This window comes from Synechococcus sp. RS9902, from assembly GCF_014279635.1.
GTDB lineage: Bacteria > Cyanobacteriota > Cyanobacteriia > PCC-6307 > Cyanobiaceae > Parasynechococcus.
In genome coordinates, this window is record NZ_CP047949.1 from 193,489 (window position 1) to 214,399 (window position 20,911).

General features: G+C 53.5%; 12 protein-coding genes. 4 read left to right on the plus strand and 8 right to left on the minus strand.

The features are described 5' to 3' along the window. Window positions 1–2 precede the first annotated feature (2 nt). The 5 genes from SynRS9902_RS00985 to SynRS9902_RS01005 all read right to left on the minus strand — a co-directional run bounded on the left by SynRS9902_RS00985 (window position 3) and on the right by SynRS9902_RS01005 (window position 14,939). Entirely contained in the window at window positions 3–10,586 is a 10,584-nt protein-coding gene (locus SynRS9902_RS00985) for a PA14 domain-containing protein (protein ID WP_186509651.1), read from the minus strand. Between the two features lie 233 nt (window positions 10,587–10,819). Continuing rightward, a complete protein-coding gene (locus SynRS9902_RS00990; protein ID WP_186509652.1) occupies window positions 10,820–12,298 on the minus strand; it encodes a tetratricopeptide repeat protein in 1,479 nt (492 codons plus the stop codon). Between the two features lie 15 nt (window positions 12,299–12,313). Beyond that, complete coding sequence (locus tag SynRS9902_RS00995) at window positions 12,314–12,904, minus strand: 2OG-Fe(II) oxygenase (RefSeq protein ID WP_186509653.1); 591 nt, start codon at window positions 12,902–12,904, stop codon at window positions 12,314–12,316. 189 nt (window positions 12,905–13,093) lie between these two features. Beyond that, window positions 13,094–14,335, minus strand: coding sequence for a DegT/DnrJ/EryC1/StrS aminotransferase family protein (locus SynRS9902_RS01000; protein WP_186509654.1), 1,242 nt, complete (start codon window positions 14,333–14,335; stop codon window positions 13,094–13,096). A gap of 19 nt (window positions 14,336–14,354) precedes the next feature. Further along, entirely contained in the window at window positions 14,355–14,939 is a 585-nt protein-coding gene (locus SynRS9902_RS01005) for a thioredoxin family protein (RefSeq protein ID WP_186509655.1), read from the minus strand. 57 nt (window positions 14,940–14,996) lie between these two features. On the opposite strand from SynRS9902_RS01005, the gene SynRS9902_RS01010 reads away from it, so the two are divergent. After that, window positions 14,997–15,515, plus strand: coding sequence for a hypothetical protein (locus tag SynRS9902_RS01010; RefSeq protein ID WP_186509656.1), 519 nt, complete (start codon window positions 14,997–14,999; stop codon window positions 15,513–15,515). Here the strand turns inward: SynRS9902_RS01010 and SynRS9902_RS01015 are convergent. Beyond that, the gene (locus tag SynRS9902_RS01015; protein WP_186509657.1) at window positions 15,497–15,937 is read right to left on the minus strand and encodes a hypothetical protein; all 441 of its coding nucleotides are present in this window, start codon (window positions 15,935–15,937) and stop codon (window positions 15,497–15,499) included. The genes SynRS9902_RS01010 and SynRS9902_RS01015 overlap by 19 nt on opposite strands. A gap of 14 nt (window positions 15,938–15,951) precedes the next feature. Beyond that, window positions 15,952–16,863, minus strand: coding sequence for an FAD-binding domain-containing protein (locus tag SynRS9902_RS01020; protein ID WP_186509658.1), 912 nt, complete (start codon window positions 16,861–16,863; stop codon window positions 15,952–15,954). 83 nt (window positions 16,864–16,946) lie between these two features. Here SynRS9902_RS01020 and fabI point away from each other — a divergent pair, with 83 nt between their 5' ends. From fabI to SynRS9902_RS01035, 3 genes are read left to right on the plus strand one after another with little or no spacing between them, the layout of a single operon-like run. Then, a complete protein-coding gene (gene fabI / locus SynRS9902_RS01025; protein ID WP_025362030.1) occupies window positions 16,947–17,729 on the plus strand; it encodes an enoyl-ACP reductase FabI in 783 nt (260 codons plus the stop codon). A gap of 29 nt (window positions 17,730–17,758) precedes the next feature. Then, window positions 17,759–18,367: an imidazoleglycerol-phosphate dehydratase HisB gene (hisB, locus tag SynRS9902_RS01030; RefSeq protein ID WP_186509659.1), complete on the plus strand. Its 609-nt coding sequence runs from the start codon at window positions 17,759–17,761 to the stop codon at window positions 18,365–18,367. Between the two features lie 60 nt (window positions 18,368–18,427). After that, window positions 18,428–19,894: a carotenoid oxygenase family protein gene (locus tag SynRS9902_RS01035; RefSeq protein WP_186509660.1), complete on the plus strand. Its 1,467-nt coding sequence runs from the start codon at window positions 18,428–18,430 to the stop codon at window positions 19,892–19,894. Window positions 19,895–20,368: 474 nt separating this feature from the next. On the opposite strand, the gene SynRS9902_RS01040 is transcribed toward SynRS9902_RS01035, so the two are convergent. Then, window positions 20,369–20,911, minus strand: a complete 543-nt coding sequence (locus tag SynRS9902_RS01040; protein WP_186509661.1) for a toxin-activating lysine-acyltransferase — start codon at window positions 20,909–20,911, stop codon at window positions 20,369–20,371.

The window sequence follows — 20,911 nt, forward strand, 5'->3', positions numbered from 1 at the left end:
AATCAAGCCAGAGGGTCTAATCCAGGAAGCAGCGAAAGGTCGTTCTGGTCGGTGAATGGATTCACCAGACGGCTGGAACGACCGGGGTCAAACGAGAGTGCATCACGCTGCTGATCGGTGAGGACATTGATGAAATCATCCGCTTTTTTGATCTGCTTTTTGCTGAGACCTGCTAATTGCGTGTCGTTCAAAGCTTGCGCCTGCTTCTTCCTGAGGGCGTTCAAGGCAGCAGGCTTAAGGCCAGAGATTGATTCAGAGGTAATTGATGTGATGCGTCCAACTTTGAAGGCTGAGATTTCGTCACTTGAAATAGTTTCTAGTTGAACTTTGCTGAGGCCTGTGATTGCATCCTTGCGTAATGATGCCAGTTGCTCGTGATCGAGCCCCTTGAAGGCATCTACGGTCATCTGTTTCGTCTGAAAACCAGTTAAACCACTGACGGCCTCTGCCGATAATTTTGAGGCCTGGGATTTGGTCATTCCAGTAATTGCTAAAGGGGGTAGCTTTTTGACTTGTTTTTTGCTTAGGACGCTTGCTGCATCATCAGAGAATTTGGCTATGTGGTCTGCGTTGAGACCTTTCATGGCGTTAGGGATTAGATCCTTGACTTGATCAGTGGTAAATGATTTGAGAACCCCGGGCATCAGTGATGCAATCTCATTTGCGTTGAGATTTGACGTATCAGCAAGTAAGTTATTTATGAAGCCGGTGCTGGCCAATTTGAGTCGTGATCCAAGAGATTTGCGTTGTTGTTTGGGATCTTTGATTCGATAAAGGCCTTCAGAGAGCATACTCGTCTTGCTATTGTAAGTGCTAAGAATTTCGCTCTTTAAGGTGTGAAGAGAAGAGACGAAGCTGTCCGGAGTGTCGCCTCCCCCGCCTGTTATGTGTTCTCGATTTAGTTGCTTTAGGCGTGCCGCCACTGCTGAGTTTGTAGTGGCTACAAAGTTGGCAATTTTATTGAGGTACTTGGTGTCATCCTTGGATGCATCTGGGTGCATGTTGCTGACGATCGTTAGCAGTGCACTGCTAATGGCTTTATCCCTCTCAATCTCTGTAGTAGTGTTTTCAAAAAGTGATTTTGTGAATGCTCGTAAGACCTCAATGTCATGCTGATTATTGTTCTCAGCGTCATGAAAGCTTTTTTTCAGTGCTCGTGTGAACAGATTTAATCCGACCATTAATTCGATGTGTGATGTATAAGCAGCGAGTTCTCCCCGTATTGCTACATCGTCAACAGATTTAGCCCGCTTGATTCCTTGAAGTGGGTCTTTGGTCAGGTAGTCAAAGTTGTTCAGATTGAAGATCTGATCTAATCGATCCTTGATCTCGCTGTCTTCATATCCTAGTTCCTGCGCGAGGGCATGAAGCGTGGTGAGTGGTGTCAGCATGTCGCCGAGCGGTGCCAACATCGGGATCCCCAATGGCAGGCCTGTGGAACTATCAATGCCTCCAAAGACAACAAGGCGACCTTCTGAGGGATCAATTGTGCCATTCCGATTGGTATCAAAATCTCGATGATCTACTTTTAGTTTGTAATGTGAATCGTCGCCGACGATCATGCTCGGCTCGAGGGAATCAATCCGTCCGTTAAAATTGGCGTCGAAGAAGATCGTGCTGCCGTTGAGATAACCGTTGCTGACGGTCCCTGAGCCGTAGCTGCCACCGACTCCAAACTCAAAAATAGGAATTTCAGCCAGTTTTTCTTGCCAGACGGTGTCCCAAATTGAGTAAAAGCCCATATCAATGCCGATCTTTACTTTGGCCTGCAGATAGGCAGATAGAGACCCGATCAGTTCAAATAGATCCAGTGGGTTGTCCAGTCGACTTGTGATCTCATCTCCATAGATTTTTCCATCATCAGTGCCCGCAATCTCACCTTCATCCAAAAGATCTAGGCTTGCTTCTGCTTCCAGGCCGCCGGTGATGTCAGCGCGCACGACGACGGCAGAGAATCCGAGACCAGCTCCCATGCTGGCATCTAGAGTGAATTCTGGAATGTCAACACCGTCATCATTTCGATCATTTACGTAGAACCCATTGAAGACTTTCCAGAAGTCTTCTGCCGCAAATTCATCATCCATCCATTCCTGTAGACCAGAGGTATCGAAACCGAAACCGATAGTGGCATCAACACCGAAGCCGCCTTCGATGATTCCGTCGACACCACTGTAGATCGGAAAACTTTCTTCGATCTCGGAAGACATGCCCATACTGGGCATTCTCCATGTGAATAGATCAACTTCGTTTCCGAGCAGCAAGTTAATTGCATTGGTTGGATCATCGATCAGCGGTATCGCGAATCCGAGCTCATCCAATTGCCCCATGATCTCGGCAAAACTGCTGTTGGATACCCCCTCTCCTGGATTTTCAGGATCACTGTTCCCGCCAGCATCGGCTTGCTCTTGAGTATTTTTGGATAGCCCTTCTGTACTTGGATCATCTGGATTTGTTGCCTGGTTGGGTACCACAGGTGTTTCAGCCTCAGGATCGCCAGCGCTGAAATCTGATAAGGCATAACTTCCAAATTCAACATAAAAGCTCCCCTCGTCCGCCATCTCTTCCAAGTCGCGCACAAGATCCATCACTCCTTTCACCACATCCAAGAATTCGATGGTGTCTTCAATGGATTGTTTCAGGTGTTCAGCTTGCTTGCCGGGCTGAATGATGGCGTAAAGATCAGCAAACCATTCAGCTAAATCAATCGGACTAACATGGCCATCTTTATCATTGTCAAAGGTTTTTGTCAGTCCAATTGTGTCGAAGATCTGTGTGTTGGCATAAAGGGCGTCAACGATTGGGTAGAGAGGATTTAAGATGTCGTCAATTCCATCCACAATTGGATTTAACATCTGTGTGATGTATGTTCCCAGGTCGAGATTAATGTTGTCGAAGTAAAAATCTGTCTTTGTTTCAGCACCTGCTTCCTCTTCTTCTTCAATATTTGAATAATCGAACAGTGGCAGCACACTGGAGAGGTCGAAACTCATTGACGGGATTGCCGCAGAGCCGTCGACACTGGTGACGACGCCAAAGGACATTGCTGCATCACCGTTAATCGTGTACTGAAAGAGTTCCTCCAGATCAGTATTGGAATCCGTCAGTTCTGTCCATGTCAGGGATCCATCGTCACCAGCACCACCAGCGAGATCCAGATTGAAATCAACGGACATTCCTGTGGTTTGGCCTTGCAGACCCTCCGCGACTTCATTGGGGCTTGGCTGGTTTTGTGCATCCAGCTGGAGGAAGCCAAGGCCGCCTGTCAGGCTGAAATCATCAGAAAGATTGGTGACGAAATTGGCACTGAGATAGGTTTCGTCCGGGTCTGTGATGAGCTCAGCTTCTCCTTCTCGTGGAAAGTGAAATTTGAGATTGGCATCGTAGTCAAAATCGGCTTCTATCGATCCCTGGCTTTGTAGACCCAAACCAGGTAGGCCAAAGTTGGCATCTAAGGGGATATCTAGGACGTCATACGAGTCAGCAAAATTAAAACCAACATCAATGGCAGCATCGCCATCATCATCGATCATTTCCAGTGTGACAGTGACATTTTCCAGGCCAGTTGCTTCGTTGATCTCATCACTGATTAGTTGACTGATTTTTGCCGGTGTTGGTGTGCCAATGGATCGGATACTGTTGGCTAAATTGGTAATAAATTTGCGTAGTCCGCTTCCGGTTTTACCATCTAGGCTGCCGACGATGGGTAGGGCCAGGCTGTCGATACCCTCTTGAAGATTCGTCAGTGCATTTTGCAGTGAGTCGGCAGTTGTCTCTGGTAGTTGGATGTCCAGTACATCAACATCCTGAATTGTGTTCGTGAAATGGGTCGCATCATCCGCATGGGAGTCAGTGCTGTAATCGCTGTCAGTGCTTGTAAATGTGTACTTCAGTTGCGCTGGATGCAGCCCCGAGCTCAGTAGTAACTCTGGATTTATGATTTCTGCGCCATTTGTGTCAACTGGTTTGCCGTTTGAATTGTATGTGACGAGGTCTCCGCTGCTGCTTGTATCTTCAATGATGTAGTCGTCATAGGCGGTGACGGAGACTGTTTGTGCAATGAACCAATTGTCTGATGTGAAGTTGAGTGTTTGGCTGAATTCTTCATTTTTTGAGGACCCCAGCTGCTTCACTGATGTGCCATTGATTTCGCTTTTCAGCTCTTCCAGTGTCAGGGAGACATCGCCGCTCGGTTGACTCAGCAAGGCGACTGAGAACTGACCAGGATTCCCAGTCTCGCTGACTTGCAGTGGATCTGCTGAGAGCAGGATGATGATGCCTGCAACATCATTGTTAATGATCTGTACCGTGGCTTGGTTGTTGAGGCTGGACTCATCCAGCACATAGCCGTCCCCGGAGCTCAGGCCAATCGTGAAGGATTTGTCGAAGCTGTCCGCAACAAAATCATCAATGGGGACCACAAAGACTTCGCTTGAGGTCTGCCCTGGTGCAATCCGAACTTGTCCCGTCGTGGAGCCCGGAAGCTGAGTTATTTGATCGATTGAGATTGGATCTGATGGATACTTGAGTTTTTCTGTGTCGAGTTGTACGTCGGTAATATTGTAATTAACAACGATGCCATTCGATCCCGATGAGTTAGGTGCTGGCTCTGATAATTCAATCCGAAACCGCCCTGGCCCCGCCGCTTCGGAGCTATCGCTGACAGGAATAATTGATGCTGTGGGTAAGTCGTTGTCGACGATTTTGATCGTGACGGGGTCAACATCTTTGCCGTCATAGTTCGGGTCTTCAGATGTAATATTGATTTCTAAAAGACTCTCGGTGATGTCCTCTACAGTGGCGTCGTCGACAGCTTTGAGTTCAAGGCTTTGCAGGACGTCCCAGTTGCTTGGCGTGAAGGTTAAAGTCTCGAGATGACCAATTCCGCGTTGATTGAGGGTGAATTGGTGATCAGAAGGCGTCAGCGAAATGACGACATTCTTGCTGGGTTTTGCAGTTAAGCTGAAATTAAGGAAACCGTTCTCAGCCTCATTGACAATGCTTTGTTGGAGTTCGATCTGGACATCGGCAATTTCGTTGTCTGCGATAATGACAGGAATGCTTGCTGCTTTGTCGACTGAATAGTGGTCAGTCTCTTGATAAAAAGGATCGCTGCTGTTGGTGCGGCTGAAGATCGCGGCGCTGATATCGCCATCATGAAGTAAGTCGTCGGCCGGTAAGATATTAAATGCTTGCGTTTCATTCCAGTTCTCTGGAGTGAAAGTTAGTGCGATGCGTGACAGTATGGGTGCATCGTCTATCTCTCCATTTTGAAGAAGGACTTCTGTTTTATCGTTTGTTTCGAGATATAGCGTGACGCTGTTGGTGGGTTGGCTTGTTAGTGCGGCATAGCGGGTTGCACCTTTTCCCTCCTCGATCAGATCGATGGTGGTGTTGCTATCAATTACAGTGCCGCCACCAGCATCGATCGTGAAATTAACTCCTGCTCTGTCATCATCCTGAATCTTGATGATGCTTGGGTTGTCTGGAGTAAAACTGCTGCTGATTCCAGGAGCGACGGTGGATAGATCTAGTCCTTCTGTGACATCCTTTGCTGTGACTGAAATTTGTTCGACTGGTTCATCGCTGAGAAGGGTTAGTTCTTCTTCCAGTTTCAACGAAAAGCTTTGTTGAATCGGGGTGCTGCTGGCTAAGCCTGACTGGATTGAGGTGATCTCCAGTGCATCGGAGGCATTGCTAATCAGGACAGTTGCGTCGTTCACGCTTTGACCAGCTTCAAGGATGATTGTTTCGTTGAGTGTGAGGTTGAAGGTTTGATCCTCATCCTTAAGGCTGTACATCAGTGTCGTGCCAGCCAGAAGTGTCGCTGGGCTGTTGTTTGTGTCGCTGCGTAATAGAGTGACTTCATATAGATCACTGTCGTCTGCATTGACTGTGAAAGGTGATGACAGTGTTAGCTCGACATTCAGATCTGGGGCCGTGTAGGGCAGAAGTGTATTGGCCGGTAGTGTGATTGATTCGCGATTTGTCTCTTCAAGTCTTAGCGTTGTGGTGTATATGTTTTGACTGTCTGATTGGCGAATGAGTTGGCTTTCTAGATTGATGTCTACATATGCATCAAGTACTTGATATTGCCCCTGATTTTCCGCGCCCACCATTCCGATTACCGATGATGCTTCGGCTGAGGGATCGGCAAGGACGAGAACTCCCTTCGTTTCAATATTTCGATCTCGGTGGATTCTCGTCTCTTCTGTAAGGGTAAATGTGGCGAGACTTTCTGATTGCTCACCATCTGCACCTTGGTCTTCTCCTAGGCTAAGTACTGTGTTGGCAGGTAGTGTGACGGATTCCACATCTGTGGTGCCAAGAGTGAGCCCGAGGGTGACGTTACCTAGGTCGTCTGTCGTTTGTGTGCTGACCTTGATTTCAACGCCTCGGGCTGCTAGGAGTTCGAACGCATAGGTTTCATTGTTCTCTTTAATATTGTCATCTTTGGCTGCCACAGTGAAACTGGTTGTTGTTTCGCCAGCCTCAAGAATGAGATGATGGCCTCCGATCCGGGATAGTGTGCCTGCGGGGAGTGTTTCTTCCGTGTATCCGCCACCATGATCATTGGGCCGCTCCCATAGCAGTTCAATCCTTGGATCTGGAGAGCCGAATGATCGATAATCAAGCTCAATGCTGACAAAATCTCCTTCTGTGAATTCAAGATATTGTGAGGTCCAGTGGGCATCTGCATCATAGTACTCGTCAATGATGAGTTTTCCGTTAATGCTTAGTCTTGTGCCGCCAGCTAGCGCCGTGCTGAAGTTGTAGTACCCGCTTTCCGGAATGTAAATATATCCAGACCAGGTTGTTGAGAAGTCCCCGGTCAGGTTGAGATCAGAAAATGTCTCTGCTGTTTCGTAGATTCCATCCAGATCAAGTCTTATGGTCTCTGGGCTGTCTGTGATCGCTTTAAAAAGAGTTAAGCCCCCTGCAACGTCATTGGGGCTGTCTGGTGTCAGAATCAGATTATTGGGATCTCCATCTGAAGCTTGGCTATCCAGATCAAGAAAGATAATGCGATCGATATCTGCAGCTTTTTCAACGCTGACGCGGAATTTGCTGCTGATGTCGCTGTCTTCAGCGAATTCTGATTCTGATGGAGCAGATAATACTGCCAGGGGATCACTACTATTAATCTCAGGATCGGCGAGATCATCATTGGCTTCTGTGGCGTCATTGTCGACGACTATTACTGATAGTGATGGTGCTAGTGCGCTGTAGCCTGGATCATCACTATCGACAGTGAAACTAACTTGAATTGTTTTATCATTGTCATCGATAGTTTCGTCGACTGCTTCCAGATAGAGTGTTTGGCTTTCATTCCAATTGTCGGGTGTGAATGTTAACGAAGGCTGGGTGTCTGGGCTGCTTGGGTTCGTGATGAGCAGATCATTCGTTGAGAATGACTCCGGATCCAGTGTCAGTGTGACCGACTTTGATGGGCGGCTCGTCAGTGCGAGCCCTACGCGGCTACGTTGACCGGCCGCAGTCAGTGACTCGCTTGTCCGGATCTGATTTGCTTCGGTCCATTCGTTATCAGTTTCAACGTTCTCATTAGTTGCGACCAGAAAACTGATCTCGGCTAAATCATTGTCAACCAGGCTTGCTATCGCACTGCTGGTCTCGCTACCAATGCTGTAGGTTTCAGAAGGAATTAATGTTGCCGTTATCGTTTCATCTCCTTCGGCAAGATTATCGTCAACTGGCACGAGTGCGATACTTACGTCTGTCATTCCAGCAGGAATGGTAATCGTGTATTGACCATCTGACTGTGATGTTGGTGCCTTCAGAACATCGGCATCAGGCCCAACGAGTTCAAAGCCACTGCCCTCTGTCAGGGTGTAGGTAATGCTGAGGTCATTCGAGAGTGCCGAGCTCAGGCGGAAGGTAAATCCGAGTTGGCTGTTGGCATCTTCACTTCCTTGAGTCGCTTGGACTGCGACGCTAGGAAGAATGGGATTGCTATCGCCTCCTTCCCATAACGTGACGATCAAGTCATCAGGCCAGCCGGAGGGAACGATTGTTTGATTGGCTCCCTTGTTGGCGTATGTGCTGTCTGATGATGATGCAACGGCAGACACTGTCGTGATCTCCTCTGCACTCTGACCAGTGAGAGAGATGGTTTGCGCTTCTGACCAGTTGGCAGGTGTAAATGTGATCGTATTGGAGGACAAGGAGCCACTGCTCGGTGTCAGTTGGATCGATACATCTGCTGTAGGCTCACTGATGAGATGCAGGTCTAAGGTCGCAGTTTGTACCCCATCGCTATTGATCGTGGAGCGAATCGTGCTTAATCCAGTGCGTCCTTTCGGTGTAATCACCACGGACTCGCTGTAGAGACCGCTGTCTGTGATGGTTAGTGTGGCAGCATCATTGCTGCCAACATTGTACATTTGGTAGCTGAATCCTTTGTCAGTAGTCTGAACATCTGGTAATAACTTTATTGTTACCGTTTCGTCGTTTTCGCGAATTGCATCTGCTAAGGCTGAGATGTAAATCTTGCCTGAGCTGGCATTGGGCTCCAGGAAAACATAATGCTGTGGATTGAAGGATGTGGTCGATAGTGTTGCTTTGGGTGCAAGGTAGTCATTGCCTTCCTTCGCTGTACTGTTTGTGCTGATTTCATACAAGACACGCATTCCGGATTCGGGTGCTGTTTTCCCTTCTCCGATGTCGATTGTGATCCAGCCCAGCTCGCCTTCCGTTGTGTTCTGAATGCCTCCCAAAGACAAAACAAAAGGATTATCAGCTATGTCAAGCGATTGACTTATCGTCGAGTCTATCTTTCCGTCGTTAAGGATTCCATATCCGCTCGATTCTTTGAGGCTCAGCGTTACATGCTCTGTCGCTTCGGCGTAGGGATCAGAAAGGACAGATGTAAATAAATTTTTGATATTATTCTGGCCTCCAGCATTTGGGGTCCAGCCGTAGTTGCCGGCATAAGAGCCGTTGATATCGATTAGATTTTCTAAAATGACGCTACCACTATCTGATAGCAAAATGTAGTCATCACCAACCTTTGTGCTGTCAAACTGTCGTTGCGCTGTGTCTGTTTCTGCAGGAACAGTTGTTGCATCCGTCTCGCTGCTGCTGGTCAGTTTGATGTTGAGCTCGCCACTATTTTGATTCGAAAAAATCTGAAAACCTGGTTCATTGGTCTTGCCGGACCATGGTTCTTGTTGGTCTGTGCCTGGATTGCTGCTTGCGCTGGCGAGTTGTCCGCTGGCAAGTTGCTGCGACAGGAACATCGCTGAGGCAGGAATGACTGCATCGCCAGATCCATCGTTCCAGAGCAGTTTTGCTGCCGTTCCCCCTTTGTTTTCGTAGTAATCAAGTTGAACCCAGACGACATCTCCTGCTTTGAGCCCGTTAACAGCGCCCGTGGAGTATGTGGTACTACCTTGATCCTTCCAGCAGCTAATATTTCCTAGCAAGCTGCCATTGGAATTGTTTTGTCTGACGGTGAGATTTGCTCCGTCGTCGCTTGTCAGTTTAAAAGTGTAATTTCCATCCTTTGGTATTCTTATGTAGGTTTCCCATTGAATTCCAAAGTTATCGTATAGGCCAAGGTTGCCGAAAGTTGTGTCATTTTCGTTGATTCCATCTTCGTCGAAGATGATCAGATCCCCTTGAATTGTTTGGTTGCTTGTGTAGTAGGTGTCAATGGTTTGCCAAGCGCCCTGGCCCAAGCTCAGCTGTGGCTCGTTGTCGAACAGCCAAACTTGACCGTCCCAGCCCGATGAAGTATTGGCATTCGTCCCAAATGTATAGATGTTTTCTCCCCCGTCGGCTCCCAGGCTGACGTCGAATCCCCGTAGTGGTTGCCACGTGTCATTGTCATTGTTGACGAATTCAACTTTGACTGTTCCGCCGTTGCCGACGTTGAGCAAATAAAGTCTGCCGTTTGAATAGTAACTGCTACCTCCCGTGACCTTGACTGAGTAATTACTGTCGTTACTTGTGACCGTTAAGGGTATGTCAATGAGTGGAGTCCCGTTGTAGATGTTTTTATAGTCTGATCGGATTTCACGTCCGGGACTGATTGTCAGGCTGGGATTGGATTGCCCTTCTGTACCGTTGCTGGTGCTGACCGTGAGGTAGTACTCAGCTCCGCCCTTCCCCCATTCTGTGATGTAGCCGCCAACGCTATCGGGATCGTAATCGTCCCAGTATCCCGACGTATAAAACTGCGCATAGTCTTGGTTGTGTTTGTTGTTTGGTTCCCCACTATTCCAGTTCGCGTAGCCATTGTTGCTCCCCGCTTCTCTGAAGACTGTTCCAGCCTCTGGGGCGTTTTGTCCGTACCAGATCCACCGTCCTTCCCATGTGCCACGATCGTTGTGATCTGTGCCGCCAATAAATGCGTTGTTAGTGATTGCTGATCCAGCTTTGCTCTTGTCTTGAATGAAGCTGTTTTCGCCGCTGGATGTGATGGTTGCTAGGTATCCCCATGTTCCATTGAGCGATGTTTTTTCGGATTCTGCTAGAGCATCCGGCCACTTGATTTTTTTGCTCGTGAAAGCGTAGTAATGGCCATTCCCTTCGTAGGGGCGTGCATTGCCAGTAGAAGGGGATCCCATGGTTGCAACGGTAAATTATCCCAATTTGACGCTTATCCAGTTGAGGTTGTCAAATCAATGCTATTTCCTAATTTTTTCGTTTATTTGTTTTCTGTCCCATTCGGCCTCCCTTTTTCTCTTTCCTTGGTGAATAAATCGAAGTGGTCGTTCTTTTTGTTTTAACTCTTGTGCCTGCCCTCGCACCTGCTTTGTTGTTGCTCTGGTGGGATTCAATCGTTGGTTGTTTTCAGTGCTCATGCCAGCAATGTTGTGTTCAGGATTAGTCCCAACTCTCGTCGCCATTGTCCCCGTCTGTGTTGCTGAACACATGTGATGTTCGGGTACCAGTTCCAGGACCCTTCCGTTGCGATGTAGCGCCACTCTCTTCGCTGAGGCACCAGCACACTCGCCTGTTTCCCGATCGCCCCTGCCAGATGAGCAATGGTCTGTCTGGTGGTTACAACATGGTCTAGCGCCGCAATTAATCCAACAGTTTCATCCAGATCTTCACCGGGTGACGCCAGCACCTCCTGGCACCCTTGGGCCCATTCGCTCCTGAGTTGTTCCCATCCTGTTGGTAGATACTGCAGATCGATACACATCAGGTCCTGGGATTCGGTGAGCAGTGTGAGGTCTTTGTCTGAGATGGCTCGTTCGCGCTGTTCCGCCCCGGTGCTCCCTCCAAGCCAGCCGATTCCGACACTGCGTCGTTCGCCCTTCATTGATTTCAGCCGTTGACGCCACTGCTGCGTCCGGGCTTTGTCGGGCTGCAGCCTCCATGATGCTTTCTTGCTTTTTATGCCGTCTTCGTCCCAGCAAAGTAGGGGCAGGCTTCCAGTGCCCATGATCAGGACTGGTTCTGTTTGGGGCAGGTCGAGTTCGCCGGGACCAAGGAGCTCGATCCCATCTGGCAAGGAGCGTCCGAGCAGTCGCTTGAGCCGCTGTGCCGGCTGCACGATTAGGCGGCGGCAGGCCTGGTGCAGTGTTGGTATGTAACGCGCCATCATGATCTGATCACCAATGCCCTGCTCCCCGATCACGATCACCGTGGTCTTGCTCAGTCCATTCAGTGGAGGAATGGACTCGGGTGGATTGTGTGCATGCTGACGGCGTGGATTACCGGGTCTCCATTCATATTGCTTCCAGCCTTCTTGCCAGCGCTCTTGGCAGAGAAGCGTCAGTCCGAGGTTGTGATTGGCTTCGGCTTGGTTGGGCTGAGCAGCCAAGATGCTCCGATATATCTCTTCGGCTTCCTGCCAGGCATTCAGCTGAATCAGGTGATTCGCTGCGGCCATCTTCCAGTGCAGTGTTCGCTCATGCACCGGCCATTGCTCGAGTTCTTCCCATGCCTCTTCGCTGCGCCCAATCGCACTCAGGGCCTGCACCCGTAGTTGTGTCGCTGGCCATGGATTGACCCCTGAATCCAGTGCTCCCGCCGCGGACTCCAGCAGTACCAGTGCCTGTTCGTGCCGCCCCATGCTGATGGCCAGTTCGGCGCAGCCCATGCGTGCTATCGGATGACCTCGACTCTGTCGCAGCGCTTCATCGGCGAGGACGCTCAGTTGTTCAGGAGTTCCCTGGCGATTCCTTTGCAGGCAGATCGCGAGATTGAGAGTGATTCCCCAATGGATGCCGCCATTCGCACGCCATTGCTTGCCGGTTGCAATGGCACGCGCCCAGTCCCCTTGGGACATGGCTTGCTGCATGGTGCGGATGACGGCGCTCTGTTGCATCACGTCGCAGCCGGTTCAGGGGAATTCCTCCACCCAGGAGGTCAGGATGTACTTATTTCCGCTGATTGGTGGATTGCCGCGGTGGGTATGGGTAAAGCCCGCCGGGAAGATGACGAGTCGACCTTGTTGCGGCTTGATGCGTCGTTTTTGATAAAGAAACTCGGTTTCTCCACCTTCAGTCACGCTGTTGAGATACAGCATGGTCACTAGTTTTCGGTAGGGAACATCACCGTTGTTTTCGAAATGCCAGGCGTGGTAGCCCTCGCCAGGGCGTGAGCGCTGAAACTTACAGTTCAGGTGTAAGTAGCGTCCATTTTTTAGGATTGGGAAGTGATCGAAGTAGCGTTCAAGGGCAAGTTCGCAGAGCCTCGAATACGCCTTGTAAACCGGAGCGATCAGGCGATCGTTGAAATACCGTGGCGCCACTCGATTGAGTAGTGCTTGTTGGTCGCGGGCCTCTTCTTGCCCTTGGTTGCGCTCAAGGATCAAGCCGTTTTGGGTGAGGTAGTTAAAGATCTCTTCGGCTGGTAACGCCGGGTGATTCGTCTCGAATATGCCGATGAAATCATCATCAATGGTCGATTTCAGGATGGTGGGTTCCTGCATCAACCAAGCATCAACAAATTGATTTTACTGGTGTGATCTGGCATGACATTGTTTGTTTGCCAACGTTGATATTGCTTTGGCCGCATGATCGAAATGCTCTGCACAGCGGGGGAAACGGTGCCCTTGAACGGCGGGATTACCTCAACCGCTGGAGAGTCACAAGAGCCAGCAGGCCAGGTTCAAAGCGCTTTACGCCACCATCCGGTCCTGATCACGGTTGTCGCCGCGGCGGAATTGAGCTGGTGCGTTGGATCCCAGCAACTGGCGCACGGTGTCGATCACTGCCTGTTGCTGGTCGACAGTAAGCTCCGGGAAGATCGGCAGGCTCAGCACCTGGCTGCAGAGCTGCTCCGTCACCGGTAGGGAACCCTGTTGCAAGCCCAGATGGGCATAGGCCGGCTGGCGGTGAATCGGAATCGGGTAATAGATGATCGTGCTCACCCCACGCTCCTGCAGGGTCTGCTTGACCCAGTCGCGGCAGCAGCTTTCCGGGATGCCATGGCGTGCACTGGTGGTGGAGGGAGTGCAGCTGGCGTTGCAGAGCGTCTGGCCGCTGGGGCAACTGCCGATGCGCACCACGAACTGGTTCCAGCTGTGGCCGTCCTCGGCCGTCGGCAGGGTGAGTCCGTTGAGATCAGCGAGGGCATCCCGGTAACGCTCAGCGATGGCGGTCCGTTTGCTGATCCACGCCTCCAGCTTCGGCAGCTTTATGTTCAGCACCGCCGCCTGGACCGCATCCAGGCGGCTGTTGTAGCCAAGGCTGGTGTGGAGGTAGCGCTCGGGCATGCCATGCACGGCCAGCTCACGCATGGCCTGGGCCAGTTGGGCATCACTGGTGGTGACGGAACCGCCGTCTCCCGCCGCACCGAGGTTCTTGGTGGGGAAGAAGCTGAAGCAGCCCGCATCGCCGAAGCTGCCCACCGCCTGGCCGTTCCACCGGGCTCCCGTCGCCTGAGCGCAGTCTTCGATCACCTTGAGCTGGTGGCGTTCGGCAATGGCCATCAGCCGTGTCATGTTCACCGCACGCCCGAACAGGTGCACCGGCATCAGTGCCCTGGTGGCGGGAGTGATCGCGGCTTCGATCTGATCGAAATCGATCAGGTAGGTGCTGGGGTCGACATCCACGAACACTGGCGTGGCGCCGACGGCGCTGATGGCCTCAGCCGTGGCGAAAAAACTGAACGAGCAGGTGATCACCTCATCGCCGGCGCCAATGCCCAGGCCGCGCAGGGCCAGAATCAGGGCGTCGGTGCCGCTGTTGCAGCCCACGGCCTGGTCGCAACCAACGTTGGCGGCAAAGGCCTCCTCGAAGCGTTTGATCTGCGGTCCACCGATGTACTGGCCGCTGCGCAAGACATCGAGCACCGCCTCTTCGAGGTCCACACCGAGATCATCGATCTGCTGGCTGAGGCTGAAGGGAGGTACCTGCATGAAGCAAAGCTTAAGTGGCTCAGCCGAACCACTCGGGTTCGTGTCCGGGGTTCCACTTCACATTGCAGCCCACAGAGGCGGTCTGGTCTGGGTTCACAGGAGATCCCGTCAGCACGGCATCGAGCGCGATCCGCAGGTCGCGGCCGTCGAGGGGCTGATCGTTGCCGGGTCGGCTGCCGTCCAACTGGCCGCGATAGCGCAGGCTCTGCAGGCCATGGCCATCGGGTGAAAACAGGTAGAACTCCGGTGTGCAGGCGGCCCTGAGAGCTTGCGCCAGGGTTTGCTGCTCATCCAGCAGGTAAGGGAAGCTCCAGCCGTGGCGCCTGGCCTGGTCCGCCAGTTTCTCCGGCCCATCCTGGGGGTGGGTGATCAGGCTGTTGCTGCTCACACCGATCAGCTGCACCGCATCGCTGAAGTCGTGGTCCAGCCGAGTGAGCTCGGGTTCCACGTGTTTCACAAACGGGCAATGGGCGCAAAGCACCATCAGCAGGATGGGCCGTTGGTCCAGAGAACGGCTGTTCAGCCGCCCCCCCGTGACCTGGGGAAGATCAAAACCGGGCAGGCCTGTGCCCAGCGCCAGCATCGTGGAGGGTGTGAGGGCCATAACGCGCGGGCAGATGCGGCGAATCTGCTTCAGGATGGCCACCTCCGGTGGTGATGGATGCCGCGCTTGCGTCTGCTTTGGGGAATCGCCCTGCTGCTGGGGGCCTGCGCTGCTCCGAAGGAGCCACCCAGCTGGCGCTTGTTCCCTCTGCAGCGCCATGTCCTCCATGACGGTGTGGCTGTGGTCAACCAGCCCGATGGCTACGGGCTCCACATCTATCTGGAGACAGACACCAGCTTCCCGGGGGTGTGTCGTCCTCGATGGCTGCCGGATCCAGCCCGCCTGTTCAATGGCAATGGATCCACTCCGTTCAGTTCCGGGCTGGCCACCCGTCAGGAGTTTTTCGATGCCGTGGCCCGGCGTGATGTGCGTGGCCTGCTGGAGATCGAGCTGAAGGCTCTGTGCCAGGCCCGCGCTCCGGACGACCGCTGGCAGTGGATCGAGCCGCCCCGGAACGACAACCAGGTGGTTCCTGTGCAGCTGCCCTCGCTCGAAGAGGAAGACCTCCTCACCAATCCCGTGGAGGAATTGAAGCGGGCCCGCCGGCTGCTGAGGGATCAACGGGCTGGTGAGTAGCCCTCCCACACGAAGGCTTCGGCCTCGCGCCAGTAGCGGCTGAACCGCCCCAGCCGGGGTGGCCGCGGCAGCGCCACGAACGGTTCGGGATCAAGCAGTTCCAGCGGCAGTTCTGCATCGATGGCCTCGCCGATCCGCTCCAGGCGTGGATCCACTGCGCTGCTGCTCACCACACCATCGGCCTGATGGCGGCGGGCAAAGGCCAGGACCTCAGTGGCCACATCCCCCTTGCGCAGCGTGAGGGGTAGGTCGAGGGCGTTTTCGTAGAGGAAGCCGAGCCGTTTGCGGCTGATTCGTGCCTCTTGGATCCAGCGGGTGTCGAACACGAACACCGCTGGTGCCTCGGGCCAGGCCTGCAGCGTTGGGTTGTTGGCACCAAGGGCCTCCTCGTGAATCCAGAGGATGGGGCGTTGAAAGGTCATGTGGAATCTCCTGCTTATCGCTTGGGACGGGCCAGGGCCGCACTGGCGCCTCCGCTGCTCCGGCGTTGGCGGTTGCGCTGCTGGTTGCGGTTGTTGCCGGTGTCCCGAATCGCCGGCATCGGGGCAAACAGCTGGTTCTCCAGTTGGTCGTAGCTGCCTTCGAAGGGGCAGCTGTCCGCACTGGGGCAGCTGTCGCAGTAGTGCCCGTCGCTGTAGCGCTCCAGGTTGCCGCGGTTGAAGAAGTAGGGCTTGTGGCTGAAGGTGCTGGCCACCCACTGCCAGCTCAGATGGTTGCTGGCCGGATCGCCATCCAGCAGGTGCTCAAGAAACCAGTCGGCTCCGGCCTTCCAGTGCACCCGTCGCCAGTGCACGAGCCAGGCGGCCATCCACATGCGGGCGTGGTTGTGCAGCCAGCCGGTGCTCACCAGTTGATCGCGGAAGCCGTCCATGCATGCCAGTCCCGTGGTCCCGTCGCGCACATCGGCCGGCAGCTCCCGGGCATAGGTCCCGGCGTCATGGCCCGTTTTGAACGGTTCCTGATCGTCATGGATGCCATCCCCCAGATCGAGCCACATCCGTTGCCAGAAGTCCCGCCAGCCGAGCTCGTTGATCAGCTTTCCGCCCTCATCGCGGTTGCGGATCCGTGCAAACACTGAATCGCGCACCTCCGCGAGGCTCAGCACGCCGTGGCGGATGTAGGGCGACAGCCCGGTGACCGCGCCCTTGAGGTGATTGCGGCTTTTGGCGTAGCGCCTTGCGTCGATGCGCCGCAGTTTGTCTTCGGCTGCTTCACGCCCACCGCGGATCGGGCTGAGTTCCCCTTCCGCCCCTGGGAACTCTTGCGCCAGCAGGGTGTTGAGGGCATCGCGGGACGCCAATTTCCGCGGCAGATCGCCGTTGATCGGGGGTGACGCAGCGCTGGGCACCGTCCTTTATCAGCAAAGGAGCAGTGATCTTGGCGGGGGATGGGGGAGAATCGCGCGAATTCAACCCGTTCCGGTCTGTCCCGATGCTGCTTGATCTCACCGGTAAGAAGATTCTCGTCACCGGCATCGCCAACAATCGTTCGATCGCCTGGGGCATCGCTCAGCAGCTGAAGGCGGCCGGTGCTGAACTCGGCATCACCTACCTGCCTGACGACAAGGGCCGCTTTGAGGCCAAGGTGCGCGAACTCACCGCTCCCCTCGAGCCCAGCTTGTTCTTGCCTCTGAATGTGCAGGATGCCGACCAGATGGCTGAGGTCTTCGGCGAGATCAAGGAGAAGTGGGGCGTTCTCGATGGTCTGGTGCACTGCCTGGCCTTTGCCGGCAAGGAAGAGCTGATCGGTGACTACAGCGCCACCACCGCCGAAGGTTTTGCCCGTTCCCTCGACATCAGCGCCTATTCCCTGGCCCCCCTCTGCGCCCATGCCAAGCCGCTATTCAGCGAGAAGGCCGGTGTGATCACGCTCTCGTACCTCGGTGCTGAGCGGGCGATCCCCAATTACAACGTGATGGGCGTCGCCAAGGCTGCTCTGGAGGCGTCCGTTCGCTACCTGGCGGCAGAGCTAGGCCCCGAAAAGCAGGTGCGCGTCAACGCCATCAGCGCCGGCCCGATCCGCACCCTGGCCAGCTCCGCCATCGGCGGCATTCTCGACATGATCCACAACGTGGAGGAGAAGGCGCCCCTGCGCCGCACCGTCACCCAGATGGAAGTGGGTGGTACCGCTGCTTTCCTGCTCAGCGATCTGGCCAGCGGCATCTCCGGTCAGACCATCTACGTGGATGCGGGGTACTGCGTTACGGGAATGTGAGGCACGATGAGGTCACTGAAGCTCGAGTGATGGCACGTCAGGGAACGATCCATCGGGTCACCGGTGAAACCGATGTGAAGGTGCGTCTGGATCTGGATGGCTCCGGCCAGTGTCAGGCCAGCACCGGTGTTCCGTTTCTCGACCACATGCTTCATCAGCTCAGCAGCCACGGCCTGATCGACCTGGAGATCAATGCGGTGGGCGACACCCACATCGACGATCACCACACCAATGAGGACGTGGGGATTGCCGTGGGTCAAGCCCTGGCACAGGCCCTGGGGGACCGGCGCGGCATCCATCGCTTCGGTCACTTCGTGGCACCGTTGGATGAGGCCCTGGTGCAGGTGGCCCTGGATTGTTCCGGTCGCCCCCACCTCAGCTACAGCCTGGCGATTCCCAGCCAGAAGATCGGCACCTACGACACCGAGCTGGTGAAGGAGTTCTTCGTGGCGGTGGTCAACAACAGCGGGCTGACCCTCCATATCAGGCAGCTGGATGGGGCCAACTCCCACCACATTGTTGAAGCCTGCTTCAAGGCCTTTGCCCGGGCTTTGCGGATGGCCACGGAGGTGGATCCACGCCGGGCTGGCGCCATCCCCAGCAGCAAAGGGGTGCTGGAGCAGGCCGGCGCCAGCTGAGCTTGGCTGCGCGCTTCACAGTCCGTTACGAGAAGATGGAGGAACGTTGATCGTTCGCCCGTGACCGTCGCCCCTGCCCGCAGCTACGACCGCAGCGACTGGGCCAGCGCCTTTGTGAACGTTGAGCAGGAACTCACCGACGTGGCGCTGACGCCGGCTCGTGGCGTGGTTCCTGCCGAACTTCAGGGCACGTTTTATCGCAATGGCCCCGGCCGTCTTGAGCGGGACGGACATCGCGTGCATCACCCCTTTGATGGCGACGGCATGATCGCGGCGATGCGGTTTGAGAACGGCAGCGTCTGCCTCAGCAACCGTTTTGTGCGTACTGAGGGTTGGTTGGCGGAGGAGAAGGCCGGCAAGGTTCTCTACCGCGGCGTGTTCGGCAGTCAGAAGCCGGGTGGTCGGCTGGCCAACGCCTTTGACCTGCGCTTGAAGAACATCGCCAACACCAATGTGGTGCGTCTGGGTGATCAGCTGTTGGCCCTCTGGGAGGCGGCTGAACCCCATGCGCTCGATCCCCGCAGCCTGGAGACCCGTGGCCTGTCACGCCTCGATGGTGTGTTGAAAAAGGGCGAGGCCTTCAGTGCTCACCCCCGCTTCGATCCCGGCCACAACGGACGGCCCTGCATGGTCACCTTCGGGGTCAAGACCGGGCCCCGCAGCACCATCCGTCTGATGGAGTTCGCCACCGATGGCCCGGAGGCGGGTGCCTTGCTGCACGACCGTTCCGACAGCTTCCCCGGCTTCGCCTTCCTTCACGATTTCGCCATCACCCCCAACTGGGCGGTGTTCCTCCAGAACGCCATCGCTTTCAATCCCCTGCCGTTTGTGACCGGCGAAAAGGGTGCGGCCCAGTGCCTGGCATCTCAACCCGGCGGCAAGGGGCGTTTCTGGCTGATTCCCCGCGATTCCGGTCGCTTCGCTGGTCAGAAGCCCCGCATCCTCGAAGCTCCCGACGGTTTCGTCTTCCATCACCTCAATGCCTTTGAGGATGGCGATCACGTTGTGGTGGAGAGCATCGTCTACGACGATTTCCCGTCCATCGGACCTGATGAGGATTTCGCTGAGGTGAATTTCGACACGGTGCCGGAGGGGATCCTGCACCGTTGCCGCCTCGATCTCAGTCGGGAATCGGTGCAGACTGAGCGGATCAGCGAGCGCACCTGTGAGTTCGCCATGGTCAATCCCGAGCGTCAGGGCCTCAGCGCCCGCTACGCCTGGATGGCGGTGGCGGAGCGGGAGAGGGGCAACGATCCGTTGCAGGCCATCCAGAAACTTGATCTGGATTCCGGGGAGACCCACACCTGGAGTGCGGCGCCCAGGGGCTTTGTGAGTGAGCCGTTGATGGTGCGTCGTCCCGGTGCTGAGGCAGAGGACGATGGCTGGGTGCTCGATCTGGTGTGGAACGGGGCCCGGGCCGCATCCGATCTGGTGATCCTCAACGCCCGTGATCTGTCGGAGGTGGCGGTGCTTGAGCTGCCGTTGGCCGTTCCCCATGGCCTGCACGGCAGCTGGGGGCCTTTATGAACATCTGAAGGCAAATTAATTGTTATGCCCAACTTTTTATTTAATCAGTAGCGTTTGAGCTAGTTTGTTGAGGTTTTAAAGCTAACTTTCCCCCGGATTGTGCAGCCAGCCACGCTTGCTTGCAAGCATTGAGTGATCCCAGTAAGCGCTTTCGGTTTTTTATTAAATACAAATCATATTCTCGGTCCGAAAATTGTGTATATTAAAGCGGATCCTCCGATTAGAGCATAAAATTGTTGATTCAATAATTAAATCTAAAATCTAATCTGTCTCGAGGAAAGCATCCTCGCCTGGCTTTGGAAATATTTTTCTTGAGAATTAAAAAATTTAGAATTTATTTTCCTGTATTTTAGCTTATCAAAATCTTTTTCACTGGTTCTGGTTGGTTTCTTGAATCTTTGGTGCAACATTGAAACATCAAAACAAATAATTGTTGTCACTTGAAATTTGTTCGGATTTAAGTTTTTGGTTTTTTTACTCTTGTGAGCAGTAATTTAACTTGAAAGCATTGTCGAGATCAGGATGAATGCGTAATGCAGTTTCTACATCTTTCAGTCTTTTCATTCGCAATTGAGTTGCTTCGTCTTTGGCTAAATTGACGCCGCAATATGTTACGATCTTTCCAACTTCTTCGTGTGGCTTTACACGCAATGCAGCACCAATATTGAGAGGGAATAAATCACTTAATTGTCGGCGAATTTTTAAAGTGTATTGTGTAGAAAAAGGGGATATAAAATCGATCAGCCATAGCCTATTGCCAATATTCCAACTACTTGGATGAATCTTTCCTGGTTTCAATATATAGTTTGCTTCGGCTGCTTGATCAAAGTATGCCCAAGAACAATATGCTACAGGATTTTGTTCTTCGTCGTACAAGATCAGGTATTGATTGAGCTTAATCGGGGGTATAATTAAATATGATTGCGTTCTTATTGACCAACTTAGATGCAGTTCTGAATTCGACCATAGCCAAGCTACTTCTCCGTACAACTCATAAATAGATTTTGTATCGTGCAT